The sequence below is a fragment of the Candidatus Nanopelagicales bacterium genome (genome assembly GCA_037045355.1).
In the GTDB taxonomy this organism is placed as follows: Bacteria; Actinomycetota; Actinomycetes; order S36-B12.
Genome location: JBAOHO010000020.1, coordinates 1 through 19,166, shown reverse-complemented (window position 1 = coordinate 19,166; position 19,166 = coordinate 1). Strand labels below are relative to the sequence as shown.

The 19,166-nt window shown below is 64.3% G+C and carries 20 protein-coding genes; 15 read left to right on the top strand and 5 right to left on the bottom strand.

Going from position 1 to position 19,166, the window contains the following annotated elements:
• Positions 1 to 104: 104 nt before the first annotated feature.
• The 7 genes from V9E98_10630 to V9E98_10600 all read left to right on the top strand — a co-directional run bounded on the left by V9E98_10630 (position 105) and on the right by V9E98_10600 (position 5,345).
• The gene (locus V9E98_10630; protein MEI2717435.1) at positions 105 to 896 is read left to right on the top strand and encodes a hypothetical protein; all 792 of its coding nucleotides are present in this window, start codon (positions 105 to 107) and stop codon (positions 894 to 896) included.
• 116 nt (positions 897 to 1,012) lie between these two features.
• Positions 1,013 to 1,204 (top strand): hypothetical protein, encoded by a 192-nt coding sequence (locus V9E98_10625; GenBank protein MEI2717434.1) that lies wholly within the window; start codon positions 1,013 to 1,015, stop codon positions 1,202 to 1,204.
• 695 nt (positions 1,205 to 1,899) lie between these two features.
• A complete protein-coding gene (locus V9E98_10620; GenBank protein MEI2717433.1) occupies positions 1,900 to 2,259 on the top strand; it encodes a hypothetical protein in 360 nt (119 codons plus the stop codon).
• Positions 2,260 to 2,339: 80 nt separating this feature from the next.
• The gene (locus V9E98_10615; protein MEI2717432.1) at positions 2,340 to 2,951 is read left to right on the top strand and encodes a hypothetical protein; all 612 of its coding nucleotides are present in this window, start codon (positions 2,340 to 2,342) and stop codon (positions 2,949 to 2,951) included.
• Positions 2,929 to 3,315 (top strand): hypothetical protein, encoded by a 387-nt coding sequence (locus V9E98_10610; GenBank protein MEI2717431.1) that lies wholly within the window; start codon positions 2,929 to 2,931, stop codon positions 3,313 to 3,315. The genes V9E98_10615 and V9E98_10610 overlap by 23 nt, the downstream gene beginning before the upstream one ends.
• A gap of 19 nt (positions 3,316 to 3,334) precedes the next feature.
• A complete protein-coding gene (locus V9E98_10605; GenBank protein ID MEI2717430.1) occupies positions 3,335 to 4,411 on the top strand; it encodes a glycosyltransferase family 2 protein in 1,077 nt (358 codons plus the stop codon).
• A gap of 376 nt (positions 4,412 to 4,787) precedes the next feature.
• Positions 4,788 to 5,345 carry a hypothetical protein gene (locus tag V9E98_10600; GenBank protein MEI2717429.1) on the top strand — a complete coding sequence of 186 codons (558 nt, stop codon included), beginning with the start codon at positions 4,788 to 4,790 and terminating at the stop codon, positions 5,343 to 5,345.
• 1,203 nt (positions 5,346 to 6,548) lie between these two features.
• Here the strand turns inward: V9E98_10600 and V9E98_10595 are convergent.
• Positions 6,549 to 6,800, bottom strand: coding sequence for a hypothetical protein (locus V9E98_10595; protein MEI2717428.1), 252 nt, complete (start codon positions 6,798 to 6,800; stop codon positions 6,549 to 6,551).
• A gap of 493 nt (positions 6,801 to 7,293) precedes the next feature.
• Between V9E98_10595 and V9E98_10590 the strand changes: the two genes are divergently transcribed.
• From V9E98_10590 to V9E98_10580, 3 genes are all read left to right on the top strand, one after another.
• Positions 7,294 to 7,710 carry a hypothetical protein gene (locus V9E98_10590; protein MEI2717427.1) on the top strand — a complete coding sequence of 139 codons (417 nt, stop codon included), beginning with the start codon at positions 7,294 to 7,296 and terminating at the stop codon, positions 7,708 to 7,710.
• A gap of 80 nt (positions 7,711 to 7,790) precedes the next feature.
• The gene (locus tag V9E98_10585) at positions 7,791 to 8,495 is read left to right on the top strand and encodes a glycosyltransferase family 2 protein (GenBank protein ID MEI2717426.1); all 705 of its coding nucleotides are present in this window, start codon (positions 7,791 to 7,793) and stop codon (positions 8,493 to 8,495) included.
• Positions 8,496 to 8,499: 4 nt separating this feature from the next.
• The gene (locus tag V9E98_10580) at positions 8,500 to 8,841 is read left to right on the top strand and encodes a DUF2304 domain-containing protein (GenBank protein ID MEI2717425.1); all 342 of its coding nucleotides are present in this window, start codon (positions 8,500 to 8,502) and stop codon (positions 8,839 to 8,841) included.
• Positions 8,842 to 8,852: 11 nt separating this feature from the next.
• Here the strand turns inward: V9E98_10580 and V9E98_10575 are convergent, their stop codons facing one another.
• Entirely contained in the window at positions 8,853 to 10,013 is a 1,161-nt protein-coding gene (locus V9E98_10575) for a hypothetical protein (protein MEI2717424.1), read from the bottom strand.
• A gap of 124 nt (positions 10,014 to 10,137) precedes the next feature.
• Between V9E98_10575 and V9E98_10570 the strand changes: the two genes are divergently transcribed.
• Positions 10,138 to 11,268: a glycosyltransferase gene (locus V9E98_10570; protein ID MEI2717423.1), complete on the top strand. Its 1,131-nt coding sequence runs from the start codon at positions 10,138 to 10,140 to the stop codon at positions 11,266 to 11,268.
• Positions 11,269 to 11,299: 31 nt separating this feature from the next.
• Here the strand turns inward: V9E98_10570 and V9E98_10565 are convergent, their stop codons facing one another.
• The 3 genes from V9E98_10565 to asnB all read right to left on the bottom strand — a co-directional run bounded on the left by V9E98_10565 (position 11,300) and on the right by asnB (position 16,130).
• Positions 11,300 to 12,433, bottom strand: a complete 1,134-nt coding sequence (locus V9E98_10565; GenBank protein MEI2717422.1) for a hypothetical protein — start codon at positions 12,431 to 12,433, stop codon at positions 11,300 to 11,302.
• Between the two features lie 94 nt (positions 12,434 to 12,527).
• Positions 12,528 to 13,976, bottom strand: coding sequence for an oligosaccharide flippase family protein (locus V9E98_10560; protein ID MEI2717421.1), 1,449 nt, complete (start codon positions 13,974 to 13,976; stop codon positions 12,528 to 12,530).
• A 165-nt stretch (positions 13,977 to 14,141) separates the two neighbouring features.
• Positions 14,142 to 16,130 carry an asparagine synthase (glutamine-hydrolyzing) gene (asnB, locus tag V9E98_10555; GenBank protein MEI2717420.1) on the bottom strand — a complete coding sequence of 663 codons (1,989 nt, stop codon included), beginning with the start codon at positions 16,128 to 16,130 and terminating at the stop codon, positions 14,142 to 14,144.
• A 484-nt stretch (positions 16,131 to 16,614) separates the two neighbouring features.
• Here asnB and V9E98_10550 point away from each other — a divergent pair, with 484 nt between their 5' ends.
• The 4 genes from V9E98_10550 to V9E98_10535 all read left to right on the top strand — a co-directional run.
• The gene (locus V9E98_10550) at positions 16,615 to 17,607 is read left to right on the top strand and encodes an NAD-dependent epimerase/dehydratase family protein (protein ID MEI2717419.1); all 993 of its coding nucleotides are present in this window, start codon (positions 16,615 to 16,617) and stop codon (positions 17,605 to 17,607) included.
• A 46-nt stretch (positions 17,608 to 17,653) separates the two neighbouring features.
• Positions 17,654 to 18,316 carry a class I SAM-dependent methyltransferase gene (locus V9E98_10545; GenBank protein ID MEI2717418.1) on the top strand — a complete coding sequence of 221 codons (663 nt, stop codon included), beginning with the start codon at positions 17,654 to 17,656 and terminating at the stop codon, positions 18,314 to 18,316.
• Positions 18,317 to 18,494: 178 nt separating this feature from the next.
• Entirely contained in the window at positions 18,495 to 18,926 is a 432-nt protein-coding gene (locus tag V9E98_10540; protein MEI2717417.1) for a methyltransferase domain-containing protein, read from the top strand.
• Between the two features lie 18 nt (positions 18,927 to 18,944).
• A partial coding sequence (locus V9E98_10535) for a hypothetical protein (GenBank protein MEI2717416.1) occupies positions 18,945 to 19,166 on the top strand: 222 nt, incomplete at its 3' end.

Here is a 19,166-nt window from a genome sequence, read left to right as displayed (position 1 = left end):
GCATATCCGTTCGGGTGTGTTGTGGGTACTGGTGGCGGTGCTGCTCATGGCGCCGCTGGGCTGGCAACCGCGGCTCCTGGGTAACAGCTGGCAGTGGTGGGTGGGTGCGATCGTCATCGGGGGCGCGATCGTCTCTTGCCACAGCGATCGGTCGGGGAATCGCGACCGGGCGCGGACACTACGCCGTGGTGGGCGGGGCGAGCGCCATCACGGGTTTGGCCATGGTGGTTGTTCCACTGGCATTGCTTCGGCTGGGGCAACCGGCGCTCACCTCTTTCCTGGTCGGGGCCGTGGTCGCTTGGATTGCGGGTCTTGTGGTGGTCGCTTTCGCCGGACTGACCCGGCGACTGCGCCTGTTCGACACAATCGCGGGAGATCCTGTCACCGGCGGTACCGCGCTCTTGGTCGCGGGGAACCTACTCATGACGGCTTCGGTGTTGGCAGTCCCTTCAGTCCTGCGGTGGCACGTCGGCACCATAGGGGCAGAACTGACGGCCGACGTGCAGCTGGTTGTGAGCTTGAGCAGACTGGCGAGCACAGTGGTTCTGGGTCTGGTACCCATCATGATCGCGACCATGTCGGGCATGCAGGGCCGACGGCACGTTTCGACGCAGACCTGGCTGGCAGTCGCCACCGGCTTTGCAGCCCTTTCGGTAGCGACCCTTACCCTGATCGGAGCCCCGGCCGTGAGTTGGCTGACTGGGCGCGTCGACCGACATGGACCTCGGGCTCATCGTCGCCGCGACGGGGCCCGTGATCCTGCTGGCGCCGGCGGTCGTCCTGATGGCGCTGGCGACGCTGCGCCGGCGGTTCGGCGTCATCATCCTCGCGTGGCTGGCGTCTCTGGTGGCCCTGATCGCGGGCGCAATTGCCGATTCCCACGGCGGATGTCATGACGGTGCTCTGCCTGGATCGCCACCAGCGCCCTGCTGCCCTTCACGATCCTGGCCGTCGGACTGGCTCACAAGGACCGCCCGAACCAGACTCAGCCAGCCGCATCCGGAGGATCGCAGTGACCGGATACAACAAGTGGCACGCCCGCGCCGAACTGGCACGCACCTCATTGGTCGAAGTTGGACACGCCATCCCCCGCGTTGTGCGTCAGGTCCCCACCCGCGCACCCGGGGTGAACTACCTCGAGTACAGCTCAGGCTCCAGCGTGTCCCTCACCGACCTGAGCGAACTGCTTTCGCTCGGACTCTGAGTGCCAGCGGGCTCTCCGTCGCCCACCACTTTGTGTCTGCCGGTCCCCAGGCCGATGGGGCGGCCTTGTCCCCCAGCGACGACGACTGTCTTCGACCGCGACGGTGGCTCTCGTGCAGTCCGGGCACCTGCCCACTGCCCTGCTGCAGAATCCCAGACTCTTCCGCCCGCGCCGATTCGGTCGCGTCGATCGTGCACTTCGAGCTGCCTCAGCTGCCCCTGTCCCCAGCGCCTGGGGATTCCGCGAACATGGATGAGGTGTGGACCACCAGCGGTTTCGTCCAGGAGGTGTACGGCCGGTAGCACGCAGAGAAGCCGGTCCGGGTCCTGCCCATCCCTGTCGTAGCCCCCGAAGGACAGGCAGGCGTCATGCGCCGCCATCTCGGGCTCGGCGATGAGTTCGATCTTCGGCTTCCAGTTCGACCTAGCCAGCAGCGGCCTGACGGAAGAACCCCGAGGCGGTGGCGTCGGGCCTACCGGGCGGCTGTTCCCGCAGCCCTCACCTGACGTCCGGCTCCTCCTGAGAGAGCGCCCACTCGTCCTCTGACCCCCGTACCTGGCAGCAGGTCCGACGCGCGGCCGCGAATCGGGAGGACATCGTCCTCGTGGATGACTTCTGGCCGCGGGACGCGATCGACGCTTTCTTTCTCGACATCGACTGCTATGTGTCCCTTCATCGCGCGGAGGGGGTACGGCATGACCATCGCGAAGGCGATGGCGGCCGGCAAGCCCGTGGTGGCCACCGGCTATTCCGGGAACATGGAGTTCATGAAGGCGGACGACTCCGTTCCCATCCCCTTCCGTACCGTGCCGGTGGGTCCAGATCCCATCTACCCCGCGAGCGGGACCTGGGCCGAGCCCGACGTCGATGTTGCTGCCGACGCAATGCGGTCACTGGCCGCCGATCGCACCCTCGCAGCACAGTTGGGGGGGCGCGCCCGTGCGCGAGTCCTGGGCGGGTGGACACCGCAGCGGTTGGGCGGATGGCTGACGGAGTCACCTTCCGGCCGAAGCGGTGCGGCAATGAGCGTGAACGTCGCCTGCTCAACCACCTAGTCGCCTCATCGGGCATGGGCTCAGGCCCGCCCTTCGTAGAGTTGACGGCTCTGTTTATCGCCGACCATTCTGAGGGATCCATGTTCCGCAACCCCGACTTCCGGATGCTCGCCGGAGCCAGAGTGCATCGCATGATGGAGACCGTGTCGCGTGAGCTTCTGAGAGACCCGGTCTTCAAGAACGGGGTGGCGGCCATCCAAGCTCAGCGGGCCGCCCGTCCGGCCTTCCGCCACCTATGGGACGCCGAAGTCTCGGTATACAGCCAGTGGGGTGAGGACGGGATCCTTGATTTCCTGTGCGATTCTCTGGACCTCAACCGACCCAAGATCATCGAACTGGGATGCGGCGATTTCCGCGAATGCAACTCCCGATTCCTTGCGGAATACCGCTCGGCGGGGGTCACCATGGTCGACGGGCGCAAGGATCTCGTTGCTTCGGTCCGCGCCCTACCCGCGTCGATCCGCACCACATTGGACCCACGGCAGGAATGGATCACCCCGGACACCGTGGGTCACCTGATGGCGTCAGCACGCAACCTGCACGGCCGCCTCGACATCGTGTCCCTGGACATTGACGGCAACGACTACTGGGTGGCCGAACGGATGGATCTGTCCGGGGTATCCGTTGTGGTTGTCGAGTATCAGCCCATCTTTGGGCCAGACGCGGGCTGTGACCGTCCCCCGCGCGGATGACTTCAGGCGCGAGCAGGCCCACTACTCATGGCTGTACTACGGGGCTTCCCTTCTCGCTTTCGTCGACCTCTTCACATCTCGGGGATTCACCTTCGTCGGCACGAACCGCGCAGGAAACAACGCGTTCTTCGTGGCAAGTGAACATGCCGATCGAATCCCGTTGCCCCGCATCGACCTTTCCGATCTGAGCACCTATGTCGAGTGGACCGTACGAGAGAGCCACGATTCGACAGGGCGTCTGACCCGCCTGCCGGTATCGCAGAGCCGCGCTCTGATCGATGCACTCCCCCTCGTGGATGTCAGATCAGGCCGCACCGTCACAGTGGGCGAGGCCGTTTCGCAGACGGCTGACGCCGCCCGCTAGACAGAGTTGGCGTGACACGATGACGCAGTCGCCCACAGTCGGGGTTGTCGTGGTCGCGTACGGCGACGAGCCCCTGTTGTCGGAATGCATCCACAGCGCCTTGGCCAGCACACACGTCACGGTGTCAGTCGTGGTCGTCGACAACGGGTTCCAGGCTCCGGACCGTGAGGTCCTCGAGTCCGACCCGGCCATCACCTGGATCCGTCCCGGCGCCAATGTCGGGTTCACCGGCGGATGCAACCTGGGAGCGCGCGCCGCGGACAGCGACATCCTCGTTCTACTGAACAGCGACGCAGTGGTGCGGCCTGACGCCTTGGCTGCGCTCGTCGATGCTCTGCGTGACCCGACGGTCGGGATCGCCACCGGCAAGGTGCTGCTCTATCGGGACCGCAATACCGTCAACAGCGTCGGCAACCCGGTCCACTACTCGCTCCTGGCGTGGGCGGGTGGTTGGGGGGCCCCGGCGGCCGACTTCGTCCGAACCGCCGACGTGGCCAGCGCCTCCGGCTGCCTGCTGGGGATCGCGCGCCGGGATTGGGAGCAACTGGGCGGCTTCCACGAGGAACTCTTCGCCTACGGCGAGGACGTGGAGTTCAGCCTGCGCATGTGGGCCTCGGGGCGCCGCGTCGTTCTGGCTCCGCAGGCGGTCGCCTTCCACGACTACGAGTTCAGCCGCAACCCCACCAAGATGTACCTGCTCGAACGCAACCGGTGGATCAACCTCCTGACCATCTACCAGCGAACGACCCTGCTGTCGGCTGCTGCCAGGCATCGCGATCGTGGAGGCCGGGACGCTGCTCACCGCGCTGCGACAGGGCTGGCTCAAGCAGAAGTGGTCCGGATACCGCTGGCTCGTGGCAGCACCGGGACCACGTTGCGGCACGAGGAAGGCGGTCCGGTCCAGTCCACCCGCACGCTGCCCGACACCGAACTGCTCCGGCACCTGTCCACTCGCATCGAGCCGTCCGAGGAGTCCGGGGCGCAGGTGCCCATAGGTGGTCAACGAAGTGCTGTCACAGGCTCGGGCACCTCGGCATGGGGTCGGGCCGGCAGACGCTCACGGCCGTCGTGCCGCCCGGCGCGACGGGTCGGCTGATGGGGTCCCACGACGGCCGGCCGACACCGCGTAACGGTCGCTGGTCGCACGTACGCAGCCGACCGGACAGCGGGGGACCATGACGCAGCCAGGCTGGTGGCGGGGCTGGTCCGAGCGGGACCGGGCCCTGCTGCGGGCCGCGGCGCACTCATGTGGCCCGTCCCCGTCGTGGGCGCACTGCTCACGCTCTTCACCGTCCCCTTCCTCGTCACCACAGACGGGGTCGGGTACGTGGTGATGGCCGACATACTTGCAGGAGGGCGTCTTCCCGCAGGGGTGGGACTTCGTCCGGGAGCCGGGGCTGCCAGTGGTGGTTCTTGGCCACCCTGTTCTCCTGGCCCGGCGTCGAAGGCTACCTGGCGCTATCTCGGGGGCCATGCTCGGCCTCGCCGTCGCCGCCATGGGCGGGATACTTTACGACCTCGGCCGGCCTTGGCAGCGACTCGTGGCGGGGTTGGTGGCGATTTCATCCAGTACGTTCATCGCCTACGGCGGCTCCATCACACAGCAGCCAGGTCTGGTGTTCCTGCTTGCCCTGGTCGGGCTCAACCTCAGGCTTCTGCAGACTGCCGCGACGGTGCAACCGTGGCGATTCCTGACCCTCGCGGTCATCCTGACGGCTGGCCTCTACTACTCATTCGTGTTCGTGGGAATCGTGGTCGTTGCAGCAGTGCTGGCAGCGATCGTGACGCTTCCAGGTGCGCGAGGTCGAGGAAGCGGTCACATGACGGTCGCCGCGCTGGCTGTAGCCGCCGTGGCCGTGCTGCCGATCGCAGCGTATGCCCCTTGGTACACGTTGAAGAGCGAGAACTACGTGCGCGGCGGATCCGTGGAGGACATGGCGACAGCGCGGTTGGGCGAACTAGGTGGTGGCGCCTCGATTCCCGTTCGTGCGACAGCGCCTGGGCTCCGCGTTGGTGCTTCTTCAACTTGACGGCCCTGCATCCGTGTTGGCGACCGAGGACTCTTCGGCCCGGACTCCCGCCCAGATCCGCGGCGTGAGCGAGGACCTCATGGTGGCCCGGATCGGGGCTCAGCCGGTTCTCACCAGTCCGGAGTGCGGCATATTCAACGTCACGGCGGAAGAGGCCGCGGCCGTGATCTCATCCTTCCCCCGTGGTCAGTTCTGCCAACCGATCGAAGCCACGCGACCTGCGTGCCGCAACGTCGGACGCCTCGTACAACCTGGGTGGGATCACCAGCGTGATCCTGTTTGCCGGCACGATGTGGGCGATCTTCCGGCGACGCGAGCCTGTTGCCCGTGCTGGCTATTCCCATGGGTTTGGGTCGCGACGTATGCCATGGGATCGCCCCGATCGACCGATATGCGCTTCCCGTGTGGCCATACAAGGTGGTCTTCAGCTTGGTGTCTGGTCCTCATGGCGGTCACCTGGGTCGATCGGCAGGATCACCGCCTCCCGACACGAGGGGCACACTGGCGGCGACGGACCCGGATGACCTAGCTGCCGAGCACAAGAGACTCAACGGCCGATAAGCCGCCAGTACAGACTGAACGCGCTTGTACGGTGATCATGCTCAGGACTTGGCGGACAATTTGCGCGACCAGAGCAGCGCGGGCCGAGTACCAGCAGGGGGTCGACCGTTGCCGCCGGCAGTTCACGCCGCAACCTGTCGCTCGGGCAGCAGTCGCAATCCGCGCGGCCTCGAACAGCGACATCGGTGGGCGTCCCCTGCGTGCGCGCCACACTGAGCGACCACCGCATGGCCACGAGGCGGGCCAGCCCCTTGACGGTCGAGCCGACCCTCCTTGACATGGTGGGCGACCAGCAGTGCCAGATCCCGCACCGCAACATCCTCGGACCGAGAGTGCGAACCGGCAACCACCCGGTACCGCGCGACCGCCTCCGGGACGTATCGGAACTTCGAACCACGCCCGGCCAGTTCCAGCCACATGTCGAGATCCTCGATCCTGATTCCCGGCCGGTACCCCCCCACCGCGCGCAGCGCGCTGGTTCGGATCGCCGGCGCGCATCCGGACACGAAGTTGTTGAACCTCATTATCAACTGCGGCGGGGTCGCCCGGGGTCCAGGAACTGACGGGCGCCGTAACGCTGCCAGGTCTGGCCGGGACGGCGGTAGCCCCTCGATCCGCCCGCGCTCGTCCATCACGGCGAGGTCAGCGAACACGCACGTCCACGTCGTCGACGTGGCGCCGGACATCAGGTGCGACAGGCCACCCGGCAGCAGGGAGTCGTCCGCCGCGACCCAGACCACCCACTCGCCGCGCGGCCCGGGCGGTGACCTCGTTCATCCGGGCGGGCAGTCCCCGGTTCTCGCCCTCGGCGATCACAGTGGTGGGCACCATCCGCGACAGTCGCTCCGGCCGCTCGATGCAGCGCGGCCACTGACCCGTCCGACGATCCGTCATCGACGAGAACGACATCGTAGGGGCGATGATCTTGGGCCAAGAGGCCCGCAATATTGGCAGCCAGGAATCGCGCTTGATTGTAAGCAGAACACGCCAACCGTAACGGTCGGCTGTGGCATAGGACGCCTCCTCGCTCCGCCTCCCGTTTGCACGATGGGACTCCCCGGCAGTGTAGGGGAGCATAGGGCGACCAGGTCTGCAGCGGTTACCGAGTCGACGCGCAGACGCTCGCCACGGACTTCACGCCTAGCATGCGGGGGTGGACTTCTCCTATGAGGATTACCGGACGATCCCTGACTCGTCCTATCCGGGATGCCGGCTACGCCATCACCGGGCTTCCTGGACTACCTGGATAAGCCTCAGCCCCGGCACCTGGTACTGCGCCACGATGTGGACCTTTCGATGGACGCCGCTGTCCGCCTTGCGCGCGTCGATGCTGATTTTGGATGCACCTCCACGTTCTTCCTGCGCGTGCATGCCCTGCGGATACAGCGTGACGTCCTACGATGCGCTCCAGCAGATCGACGAACTTCGGTCTCTCGGTCATGAGGTTGAACTGCATCTGGACGGCGGCTTGCACCAGACGATGCCGATCGGGCAGAAGGAGGCCCTCGACCGGCAACGACAGATCATCGAAGCGGTTCTGTGTCGACCGATCAACGGCTTCAGTGCGCACGAACCGGCCCGCATGGGGGGGATCGACGTCGCTGACCGCACGATGCACCGATGGGGGGTTCGCTATCACGCCTACGAACCCCGGTTCATGATGCCGGCCATCAAGTACCTGTCGGACAGCGGCGCCCGTTGGCGCGAAGGCCATTTTCGGGAATGGGTCGGCCGTGCCGATCATCTGCACGTGCTGATTCACCCGATCTGGTGGTTCAACACCTTGCCTCAGGAAAACTACTGATCCAACATCCTGATCGGCGCCATCTTGCGGCCGGCGCCTGAACGTCCTCGGTCAACTTGTTCCTGTGACAACATTGGCGCATGAACGGGGCTTCCGACGTGGCCGGCGACAGCCTCACATTCGACGATGTGCTCGTCGTCATACCGGCATGGAACGAAGCGCCGGTCATCGAGCAGGTGGTCAAGTCGGTGCTCATCGAGTTTCCCCACGTGCTGGTGATCGACGACGGTTCCTCCGACGGTACGGCCGAACTGGCCGCCGCTGCGGGCGCCCGCACCGCGGTCCACGCACTCAACCTCGGCCAGGGTGGAGCTCTGGCCACCGGACTCGATGTCGCACGACAACTGCCATGGGTGCGGTGGGTCGTGACGTTCGATGCGGATGGACAACACCTCGCCGGGGACGCCGCTCGAATGGTCGACATCGCCCGCCGAGACAACCTCGACGTCGTTCTGGGCACTCGGTTCTCCGGGGGCACTACGAACGCCGGCCGGTGGCGGCGCATGACATTGAGGGCTGCCACGGCTTACACCAGGTGGAGCACCGGCCTCAAGGTCACCGATACACACAACGGCCTTCGAGTGCTCAGCCGGGAGTTCGCCGCCCGCCTTCACCTGCGAGAGCGAGGCATGGGGCACGCCTCGGAGATCCTGGACCAGATCGCCGAGCAGTCCGCGCAGTGGGTGGAAGTTCCTGTGGACATCACCTACACCCAGTACTCGGTGGCGAAGGGGCAACCGATATCCAATGCAGTCACCATCTTGTTCGATCGTTTGATGAGGTGATCTCGTGGCCAGCCTGATTCTGATCATCTTGGTCCTGGTGGGCGTCTTCGTCCTCTGGCGTCTCAGCGGGTCGGCCCACGGTGGAGCCGCCCGACGGCTGGCCTTCCTCGCCTTCTTCGGCGTTGTCGTGCTCACCATTGCATTCCCGGAGACGACCACGGTGGTGGCCAACAGGATGGGAATTGGACGAGGCGCCGACCTCATCTTGTATTTGACTGCCTTTGGCCTGATGTTCCTCGCCGCCGTTTCGTATCTCCGGTCAAGAAGCATCGAGGATCGGCTGGCTCATCTGGTGTCCAAACAGGCGGCTGATGACGCCGTCGCCCGCTGGGATACTCGGGCGTAGCGTCTGATCCGCTAGTTGCGGTCGAGCGGTGCCCATCGCTCATCCAGGAGCTCCCAGATCAGCGAGCGCAGCAGTGCGCCACCCACGTCACTGCTCAGTTGCGGGGCAGCCGCGCAGCTGGCGGCCTTCCAGCCGTCCACCCGATCAGTGGTCAGATTCCCCAGGGCAGTGGCGAGGGCACTCCGGGTGAAGTTGGGCAGGACCAGGCCCAGCCCACGTTCCCTGACGATCAGCGCCATGTCCGGTGATGGGCCGACGATCACCGCAAGGCCGCTCTGGACGAAGTCGAAGAACTTGTTCGGCAGTGCGTGCAGATGGTTGAAATTAGTCGGCGGCAGCGCGAAGAGCCCAACATCGAACCGGTCGAGCGTGTCGGGAAGGTCGGGCATCGGGACCGGTGGGCGGACTCGCACATTGGGCGTCCTGCCCGCCATCTCCGACAATTCCTGAACGTGATTCGCGAACCGAGGGGATGGCACCAGGAACAGGTCCAGGGTGACCCCGTCGATTCCTGCGGTCGCCTCGATCATCTCGTCGATCTTGCGGGTGGGTGTGGCCATTCCCGAGTGCACCAGCCGGATCGGGCGCCCGGTGGGAGTCGGTTGCGGATACCGGCAAGGGCCCGCGTTGGTCACCGTTCTGACCGCGATAGAGAACTTGCGGCGATACTCGTTGGCGATCCCGTCGCTCACGGTCGTGACTGCCTGCACCCGCGGCAGGAAATCGCGGCAAAGGCTCTCCATGAGCGGTTGCAGCAGGAGGCGCCAACGTATGTCCTCCGACATCTCGCGCGGGCTGTACTCATGCAGGTCAGCAAGTACTGGACGGTCGCCGGCCACCTCGACCGCCAGGGGCACTGTGAGGGTGTCGTTGGCCAGCAGCGCGTCAAAGGCCACCCCACGCAAGACTGAGCGAGCCTCACGAACCGCGGGGATCAAGTCGTAGGCGCGTTTGCTCTGGCGGGCCGCCAGCATCCCCAATCCGAGAGGTGACAACGGTAAATGGTCGGCGTCGTCCGACAACTGGTGGTGTTCGCCGACACCTGGGACCGGCTCGCCACGCCCGCAGGTGATGACCTCGAACTCCCGCTGCAGGGCCCGTATCTGGCGGAGCATCCGGGGGTCGGTGGCGACGCGCGAAAACCCCAGGATGAGAACCCTCGGTTGAGCCATGCCACACTCCCCAGAGGGTCGAACGCCCGACCGTCGGACAGGTCCAGTATTGCCGATGGAAGTTCGTGAGAGTGGCGCGCCAGTCACGGGTCGATTGCGTCGGTGGCCGGGTGAGGAGGAAACGGTGGCACGGATCCTGATCCTGTCCTTCTCGGATATCGCTCATGACCCTCGGATCCTGCGGCACATCCGCGCACTCGGGTCGATCCACGACCTCGTCACCTGCGGGTTCGGCGTCGAGCCCAATGCAGTGAGCGCACACATCTCGATACCGCCAGCGCGCAGCATGCCCACAACCCGGCGCGGGCTGGCGGCACTTGCACTGCGCCGGACAGAACACGCCTACTCACTGATCCCAGCCGTTCGAGAAGCCCAGCGAGCCGTCGCCGGGCGAACCTTCGATCTGGTGCTCGCCAACGACATCAATACCTTGCCCCTGGCGCTGGATGTGGCAGCCGGTCGCCCCGTAGTCAGCGATCTGCACGAGTTCGCACCATTGGAGAACAATGAGGACTGGCGCTGGCGAGCGGTCCTGAAGCCCTTCGTCACAGCGCTGTGCGCAGATCATCTGCCCCGCGCGACAGCCGTCACCACCGTGTCGGATGGCATCGCGGCAGAGTACGCGCATCGGTACGACATCAAGGCGACGACGATCACGAATGCCGCCCCGTTTCGACGGCCGCAGTTCCGCCGCACGGAAACACCGGTTCGACTCGTTCACAGCGGGGTCGCTGCGCGCAGCCGGGGGCTTTCCGAGATGATCGAGGCCGCAGCGGACATTCCCGGTGTGTCATTCGATCTCTTCCTGGTTCGCAGCCAGTACGAGCCGCGGGTTCTCGACCAGTTGCAGGTGCGTGCCGACCAAACCCAAAACGTTCGCGTTCGGCCCGCGGTCCCCATGGCTGAGCTTCCTGCGGCCCTCGATCGATATGACGTCGGCTTGTATGTCCTTCCTCCGGTCAATTTCAACCACCAGCATGCACTGCCGAACAAGTTCTTCGACTTCGTCCAGAGTGGTCTCGGCCTGCTGGTGGGACCGTCCCCTGAGATGGCCGAATTGGTGCGACATCAGCGCCTCGGTGGGGTCACGGCAGGGTTCAGCGTCGACGCTCTGCGGCACGTCCTGTCGAATCTGAGCCCCGATCAGGTGGATGACTGGAAGCGTGGCAGTTGCGCGGCGGCGCAGGCTCTGTCCGAGCAGACTCAGGCCGGACGCTTGCGCGATGTCATCGCCGCAGCGCTGGACGCCGCCTGAGTCGCTGCCGGTGTTCCGGCAGCGCCGCCGGTCAACTCCCGGTCCGGAGTCTGACCCGGGAGTAGTCATCAAGAACTGAGCGTGCCAGCGCGGCAGGGCTGTGAGATTGGTCGACGAAGCGGATGGTCCGTGCCGAGACGTCCTCGTACTCAGACACGGAAAGGAGACTGAATCGCACCAGATCGTCAGCGAGTGTGTCGGACGTGACCGGGATCGGGGCGAAGGCCTCCGTCTGTTGTGGCCTGAGGTCGCTGCGGATGCGGGCCATGACGGGCGTTCCGGTCCACATGGCCTCGACGGCGAACGTGCCGTACCAACCCGCGTTCAGCTGATCCACGACTAGATCGGCCCCGCGCAGCGCAGCGCCGATCTTGTCGGCGGTCACGTCGCTCAGCACGATGAGTTCCAGCTCTGCTTGGCGGTGGGCACTGGCCATCGCCTCCCGCACATGACTGGTTCCCTTCACTGGCCCGCTGCTTGGCGCATGAAGGACCCGGAGGGGGCCACCCAACCGGCGTCTCGGCGACGTCGCACGAAGCGGGAGAACCGGCCGCGACGGCATCTGCGGCAGCAGACGGGCGCGGGGAACCGTGGTGAGTAGGTCCGGCGTACTGACGTAGACCAGGTCCGCACGAGCCGCGAGACGCAGCGAATAGTCCCGCCTTGCAGTCCGCTGACGAGCGCCGTACTCAGGTGCGCGAAGCACCTCTTCCGCGTGGTCCCAATGCTCGGCGATGTCCGACAACGGACGGATGTCGTCTCCCGCGAATGAGACAGCGGTAACGACCCCAGCCCGGCGCAGTGACCGCACATCGAGTCCGGCCATCCGGACGAGGGCGCGCACCTTGAGCGCCGACGGCAGCGAATTGCCGACCGTCGGACTAGGGATGATCCCTGCGCCGGCATGCAGGTGAACCACATCGAAGTCGCGCCGAGCTCGCGACCACCATCTCGCGCGGCGAATCACGTCCGACAGCATGTCGGGGCGGCGTTCATCACACACGTGGTCCACGAGTGGATAGAACGGATGCGGTTCCCACTCCATGACCTCGCACCTGGCCCCCAGCGCGCGCTGAGCATCCGCGAGGGCTGCAGCCTGATCGGCGACATTGACCGGAAGGTGCAGTACGCGAAGCGGTTCTTTCCCTTGGTACTCGTTCACCATCGGTACACGTTCACAGGGCTTGGCCGGGGAACGTGCCACCGATCATTGGGACCACCTTCGCATCGTACGGCGGGCATGAGCGCCTTCGCCGGTGTCAGTGGGGGTGTGAATACCCGGGCAGTCGCGCCAGCAGGTCGGCGGGGCGGATGAGCCTGGCGACGAAGGGCAGAGCCAGCATGGGCAGCACCAGCAGGAGTCGGACGATCGTTTGTTCGAGAACCTCGCCATCGATGCGCTGCATGATGGCTACCAGGACAGCGCCCACTACCAAGAACAGGGCGACATGGCGCAGGCGGTAATCGATCGGCGTGAGTCGCTGACTTCCCCACCACATGACCGCAGCACCGAGCGCGAAGGAGAGCAGCGTTCCCAACGCCGCGCCATCGACTCCCATGCGCGGCACCAGCAACACATTCAAAACGATGTTGAACGCTGCCCCCGCGAAAATGGCGACGGCCACCGGCGTTGTGGTGCGCGCAATGTTGGCGCCAATGGCAAAGATCGTTGTCAGAATTACGAACACTTCGGCGAACGCCAGGTATCCGACCGCGGAAGCAGCCGAGTAGTAGTCGGGCGTGGCGAGAATCCGGATGGCCACCGAACTCAAAGCCGAGACAAGCACCGCCAGCGTCACACTGAGCCAGGACATCCAACTCAAGACGAGCGAGAACACCTGCTTTGCCTGAGGCTGCGAGAGCAGGGAGAAGGCGAAGGGTCCCCAAGCGAGCCGGAACGCCATGGTGAGAAGTGTCATTGCCGTGGCCACCAGCGCTGCGACGGCGAAGAGCGCGGCGTCTGTCTCTCCGCGCAGGAGTGTGAGCACAACCCGATCCGACGAGGCGGTCACCCACATCGCGATGGCGGCGGGGATGAGGGGGATTCCGTAGCGGAGGAGTCGTGGCAACTCGGCCCGCGAGACATTGCGCGGGGACATCTGCCGCCCGAACAGGACGAGCCCCACGATGACGATCAGCAACCCCCCCGCGACCTGGCCGGCGAAGACTCCCACGATGCCCGTAGTGGTGAGAATCACCAGCACGGCGGCACCCACACTCGTCAGGATGGCCGCAGCAGCCAGGAAGGCAGCAGCGCGCGTAGCCTCGTGCCGCAGCCGCAACCAGTCTCCGACAACTCCGCGAAAGACCGAAAGCGGGACCAACAGCGAGGCGACGACGATCGCCGTCTGAGCGTTGGGAGAATCGGACAGCAGCGGCGCCAGCCACCCGGCGCTCAGCGCCAACCCCAGTCCGATCAGAACCGCGGCCACGAGCTGTGTCCACAGCGACGTGCTCATGATCGTGCGTTGCCACGCACGGGTCTCGTGGTCGTAGAACCAGCGGCCCGAGGCGCTGTCGAGGCCCAGCACCGAGAACATACTCAATAGCCCCACGATCACGATGAGAGTGGCGACGAACCCGTAGTCCGCTGGACTCAGGACCCGGGTGAGCAGGGGCGTGATGATGATCGCGGCCAGCCCCGGAAGTGCGGCGAACAGGCCGTAGATCACGGTCTCCCGGCCGAGTTGGCGCAGGTTCGAGAGCATGTCACCCGGTTTGGGGACAGAGTCCGCTGATTGTCCCGACTCTACTGACGGCGCGGGCAGGGGCTCGGACGACTCGGCGTCGTCCGGTCTTCCTTCCACGCGCCGATCCTCCCGTGAGCTCACGTATCGCGGTTCAGACTAGCTGGCACGGCGCACTGTCAGCGGCTATCCGTGACCGACGACGACACCGAATCGTCTGGCCCAGGTGCCAGCGCTGATGCACCTCCAGATCCATTGATCGAACGGCTCCCGGCCCGCGATCACGTTGTCGTAGCGGGTGAGAACGCCCGGGGTCAGCGCTCCTCCCAGCGATTCGATGGAGTCGTCGAGGAGACTGCGCACCTGTCCGGAGTGCGCCCGGATCCACTGCTCCTCGGCGGTCTCGAACCCGATCTTGTCGATCCGGGTGCGGATGGGTTCCGGGATCGTGCCCCGCAGCGCCTCCCGCAGAACCCGCTTGGTTATCCCTTCGGAGAGCAGGAAATCACTCGGCAGACCGGTGCTGAACTCCACAAGGCGATGGTCCAGGAATGGCACCCGCGCCTCGACGCTGTGGGCCATGGAGTCGCGATCCTCGTAATGCAGCAACTTGGGCAGATTGGTGGCCGTCAGTTGGGCCACCCCCAGACCGTTCACCGACCGCACGCGCCCGCCGCTACTCGCGTTCGGATCGGGAAATCCGGAGACACCGAGCGACCGACGGGACAGCCAATCGTCCGGGCGCTGCCCGCTTGCCCCGATCCGACGTCCGACCGGTCGCGCCAGGACGGTAGGAACTGTCAGATAGCCGACGGTCATGAGCGCATTGCGCAGTGCACCCGGATGAAGCCGCTGAATGGCCCTGACCTCGCGCTTGAGTTCGCGGACCCGTCCGGAGCGGGCCAGTTCCGCCAAACGGAGTCCGAAGAAGGTGGAATAGCCGGCCAGCTGCTCGTCAGCGCCTTGCCCGTCCAGCACCACCTTGGTGCCGCTGTCACGCGCAAGCCGAAACACCGACCATTGCGCGAGGACGCTGCTGGATCCGAACGGCTCATCCATGTGCCAAGTGAGATCGGGCAAGAGCTCGGGGAGTGCGGCCATGTCCGGTTGAACCCAGTGGCTGTCGGCGTTCACCCGGTCGACGACCATCCGCGCCCAGTTCGACTCATCGATGGCCGCTTCGGAACTTGTGGCCGTGAACGTGCGCTGGACTTGGCCGCTGTCGGTTTGGTCCAGTTCACGCCTCATCAGGCACACGACACTGGACGAGTCCAGGCCACCGGACAGACACGATCCAACCGGGACATCGGAGCGCAAATGCTCCCGCACCGAATCCTGGAGAAGGTCCCGGAACACGTCCCCGGCCTCGACCAGGGAACCTTCGAACGGTCGCGGTTCCAGCCGCCACCATCGCGACACCATCAGTCGGTCCGGCTCAGCGAGCGACAAACTCATGCAATGGCCAGCAGGGAGTTGCATGATGTCGGCGAACATCGTTTGGTCAGTGTGATCGTGGATGCTGAAGTTCAGGAAGTCGTACAGTCGCGGCCCGTTGGCGCGGTTCGGACCACCGTTCAGAAGTAGCTGCTTGATCTCACTACCTACGAGCAGGCGGCCGTTCCGTAGGCGGTAGTAGAGGGGTTTGATGCCGAACCTGTCCCGAGCCCCGAAGGCTCGCCCCACTCGTGTGTCCACGAGGACGAAGGCGAACATGCCGCGCAGCCGCGGCAGGACGTCAGGCCCCCATTCCGCATAGCCGGCGAGTAGAACCTCGGTGTCGGAATGGCCCAGGAAGCGGTGCCCCAGCGACTGCAGTTCCCGGCGCAGTTCGACGAAGTTGTAGATCTCGCCGTTGAGAACAATCCAGAACCGACCATCGGCAGAGGACATCGGCTGGTGCCCGGCGGGTGTCAGGTCGAGGATCGATAGCCGCCGATGTCCCAAGCCCGCGGTTGCCGCCCGCTCCGTCGGGTCTTGGCCTCGAGGGGTGAAGGGCAGATCGGCGCGCAGGCATGCTGGATCGGTGTCGGGTCCTGCAAGGACGCGGGGCTCAGCCTTGCCTAGGAGTACGTAGCCCTCGCTGTCGGGACCCCGGTGACGGATGACGTCGTTCATCCGGACAAGATCTGCCTGGGCCACCCCCCGCGGGTCGAATACCGCCGTTATCCCGCACATTAGCGGCGCCTCAGGGGTCCGGCGCTCACTGGGAACTCAATTGGTCTGGTCGAGCGCTGTACAGGTTGGGAGGCGTTACGCGCACTCTCATCCCACACCCACGATCCTGATCAGTTGCCGCAAGGCGGCGTTGGTCCCTCAGAGGATACGGTTGCCGCGGAGGCTGTTGCCCTTGAGACCAGGGCTCGCGAGTCGTACGCACCCGTCTGCGTCATGTCCAGCAGTGAGTTGACGTGGGCGCGCCCGACACCAAGATCAGTGGCAGCTTCGATGTGGCGGCACACTTCGAACCGCGCGCTGTCGGACTCCAGCTGCTTCAGCAGCTCGACCTCGTCGGGGTCCAGGAATCGCACATGGGCCTAGCCGACCCCACCATCCCCGCCATTGAAACCAAGGAATTCCAGCCAACTACTTCACGCATGAAAAGGGAGCCCGTCCACGATCTCCCGAGACAGCGCTCTCAGACCCGACCGCGGCCTGAATTGTGAAGGCCACCGATCCGAATCTGCCGTGGAAGTTACTATCCCTCGATACGGATTCGTTGAAGACTCGGCGCGAGCCAGAGGGGGTTACATTGCGCATCCTCGTCACTGGCGGTTGCGGCTTCCTCGGGCAAGCGATCGTTGCTAGCTTGGCTAGGGCCGGCCACCTTGTCCTTGCCGCTCACAGGTCACCTGCCCACCCAGATGCGTCGCTTGGGACGTGCATTTCCGGGGATTACAGGGATCCGAAGTTCGCCGAGTACGCTCTGGCGGAGGCTGACGCGCTCATCCATTTTGGCTCCTCAGCTGTGCCTCGCACCACTACATTTGACGATCACGAGGTTGCCCAGGCAGTTAGGACCGAGGCCAACTTCCTGGGGCAGGCTATTGAAGCAGGTGTCAAGAAGATCGTCATCGCGTCATCCGGCGGCACCGTTTACGGAGACTCCACCGCTCATGTGCCTTGGCGAGAGTCTGACCCCATTAGACCGATCAACGCGTACGGCGCGGTGAAGGCGGGGAGCGAGCGCGCTCTATTCGATGCCGTCAACGGGTCCGAGGCGATTGGGGTTGCTCTGAGAATCGGCAATGCATACGGTCCGAGCCAGCTCAGCAAGCCTCGCTTCGGGCTCATCCCCACCATCGCTGCCCGGATGCGAAATGGCGAGCCCGTCGAGTTATGGGGAGCAGATGTTACGCGGGATTACATCCACGCGGAGGATGTTGCCGACGCTGTGTCCAGGTCACTCAAGTACCGAGGGTCGAGTGGGCCCTTCAACATCGGAACGGGCGTCGGGCACACCAACAGGGAGGTACTTCACCTTGTGCAGGATTACCTGGATATCACTGCGACTACTATCATCAGCGACAAGCCGGGCACTGACGCCGCCTGGAACGTCCTAGACGGTTCGCTCGCACGCCAGGAGCTGGATTTCGTGGCTACGATCGATCTGGAATCAGGTGTCAAGAACACTCTGGGATCACAGCACACCTGAGGCTGACACAATGTCGTGACACCTAGTCGAGTGCAGGAGTACCCACATGCCGATGAACATGTCCGCCCGACAGGGCATTGCCTTTCGGGAGATTCGTGAGAAGTGGCTACGGGACATGTTGCCGCTCGCAGGATTCGGGCCCAGCGAGCTAATCAGTCCATTGCCGCTCCCCGACAATCGTGCGTTCGATTCATGCCGATTACTTACAGATCGCCGATCCATCATCGAACGGCTGCCACGGGGGGGGAAGGTGGCCGAGGTCGGAACGCAAGAGGGCATCTTTGGACGCTTCCTGCTCGACACCCTCTCGCCGGAAGAACTGCACCTCTTCGACATCGACCTAGATCCCCTGCATTCGCTGGGCGACCCCGAGTTGTCTGCTCGGGCGATCTTCCATGAAGGCGATTCATCAACACTGCTTGGAACGTTCCCTGCCGACTACTTTGACGTTATCTACGTCGACGGTGACCACAGTTACGATGGTGCGAAACGCGACGCAGAGATGGCGGTGACTCGACTGAAGCCCGGCGGTTACCTGATTTTCAATGACTTTACTATCTGGAGTCCAGTTGAGTGTATCGACTATGGAGTTCCCTACGTGGTATGTGAGGTTATTAACGACCACGGCTGGCCTGTGGTCTTCTTTGCTCTTCATCCACTGGGGTATCACGACATTGCCCTTCAACGCCCGGGCTCGGAGTCTCTATAATGCGCTTTAGATCGATTACGATATCCGGTGAGGACGACCCTCGAACAATCACGCCAGAAATGAACTTTGGCGCTGGTGGACTCAGTCGCAGAGTGGTCGAGACTGCGGGCGAGTACTCGGACAGCGAAGTTGTCTGGCAGCAGGACGTCTACGAATGGGCTGCCTCCTAGACCTTGGGGTGGCCAGGGTCGTTGACCTTGGTACCGGCTCGGGCATAAAGACCACTCAGTTCTTTGACCAGAGTCAGCACGAGATCGTTCAGGTGGACTTTCGGGACGCAAGGAGTCAGACCGATGGGTTGAAAGTACCGTTCATCGAACTTGATTTCAGCACGGCACAGGGAACGAGTAAGCTAAAGAAGTTGTTTGAGGACCCCAAGCCGACGCTGTTTCTTCTCGCTGATGTCATCGAACATCTCCGCGATCCCAGACCCTTGCTCCGCAGTCTGCGCTGGCTGCTCCGGAGAAACGAGAAGAATCGGCTCGTAATATCGACCCCTGATAGAGAACGCGTCGATGGGCGAGACTCGGAAGCCCGCCCTGATAACCCCCGCCATTTTCGGCAATGGACCGCTAATGAATTGGCCTGGCTCTTCGCTCTTCCGGTTTGAAGATCATAGAATTTGGGCGTGTTCCGCAAAACAACTTCGATGATCTTTACGGGGGTATTGCGGCGCTTGTCAGTTGTGATGATGCCTTTCTGGAGAGTTTCCTGCTTACCCAGGGCCTACCTTCGCACGCTGATCATCTGCGTAGTAGCATCCAGGAGTTTTGGCGAACTCGGCGCAAGTGGTGGTATCGGTTCATACTGCAGCGATGTACGTGCGGTGAGCCCCGAACCCCCGTTGATC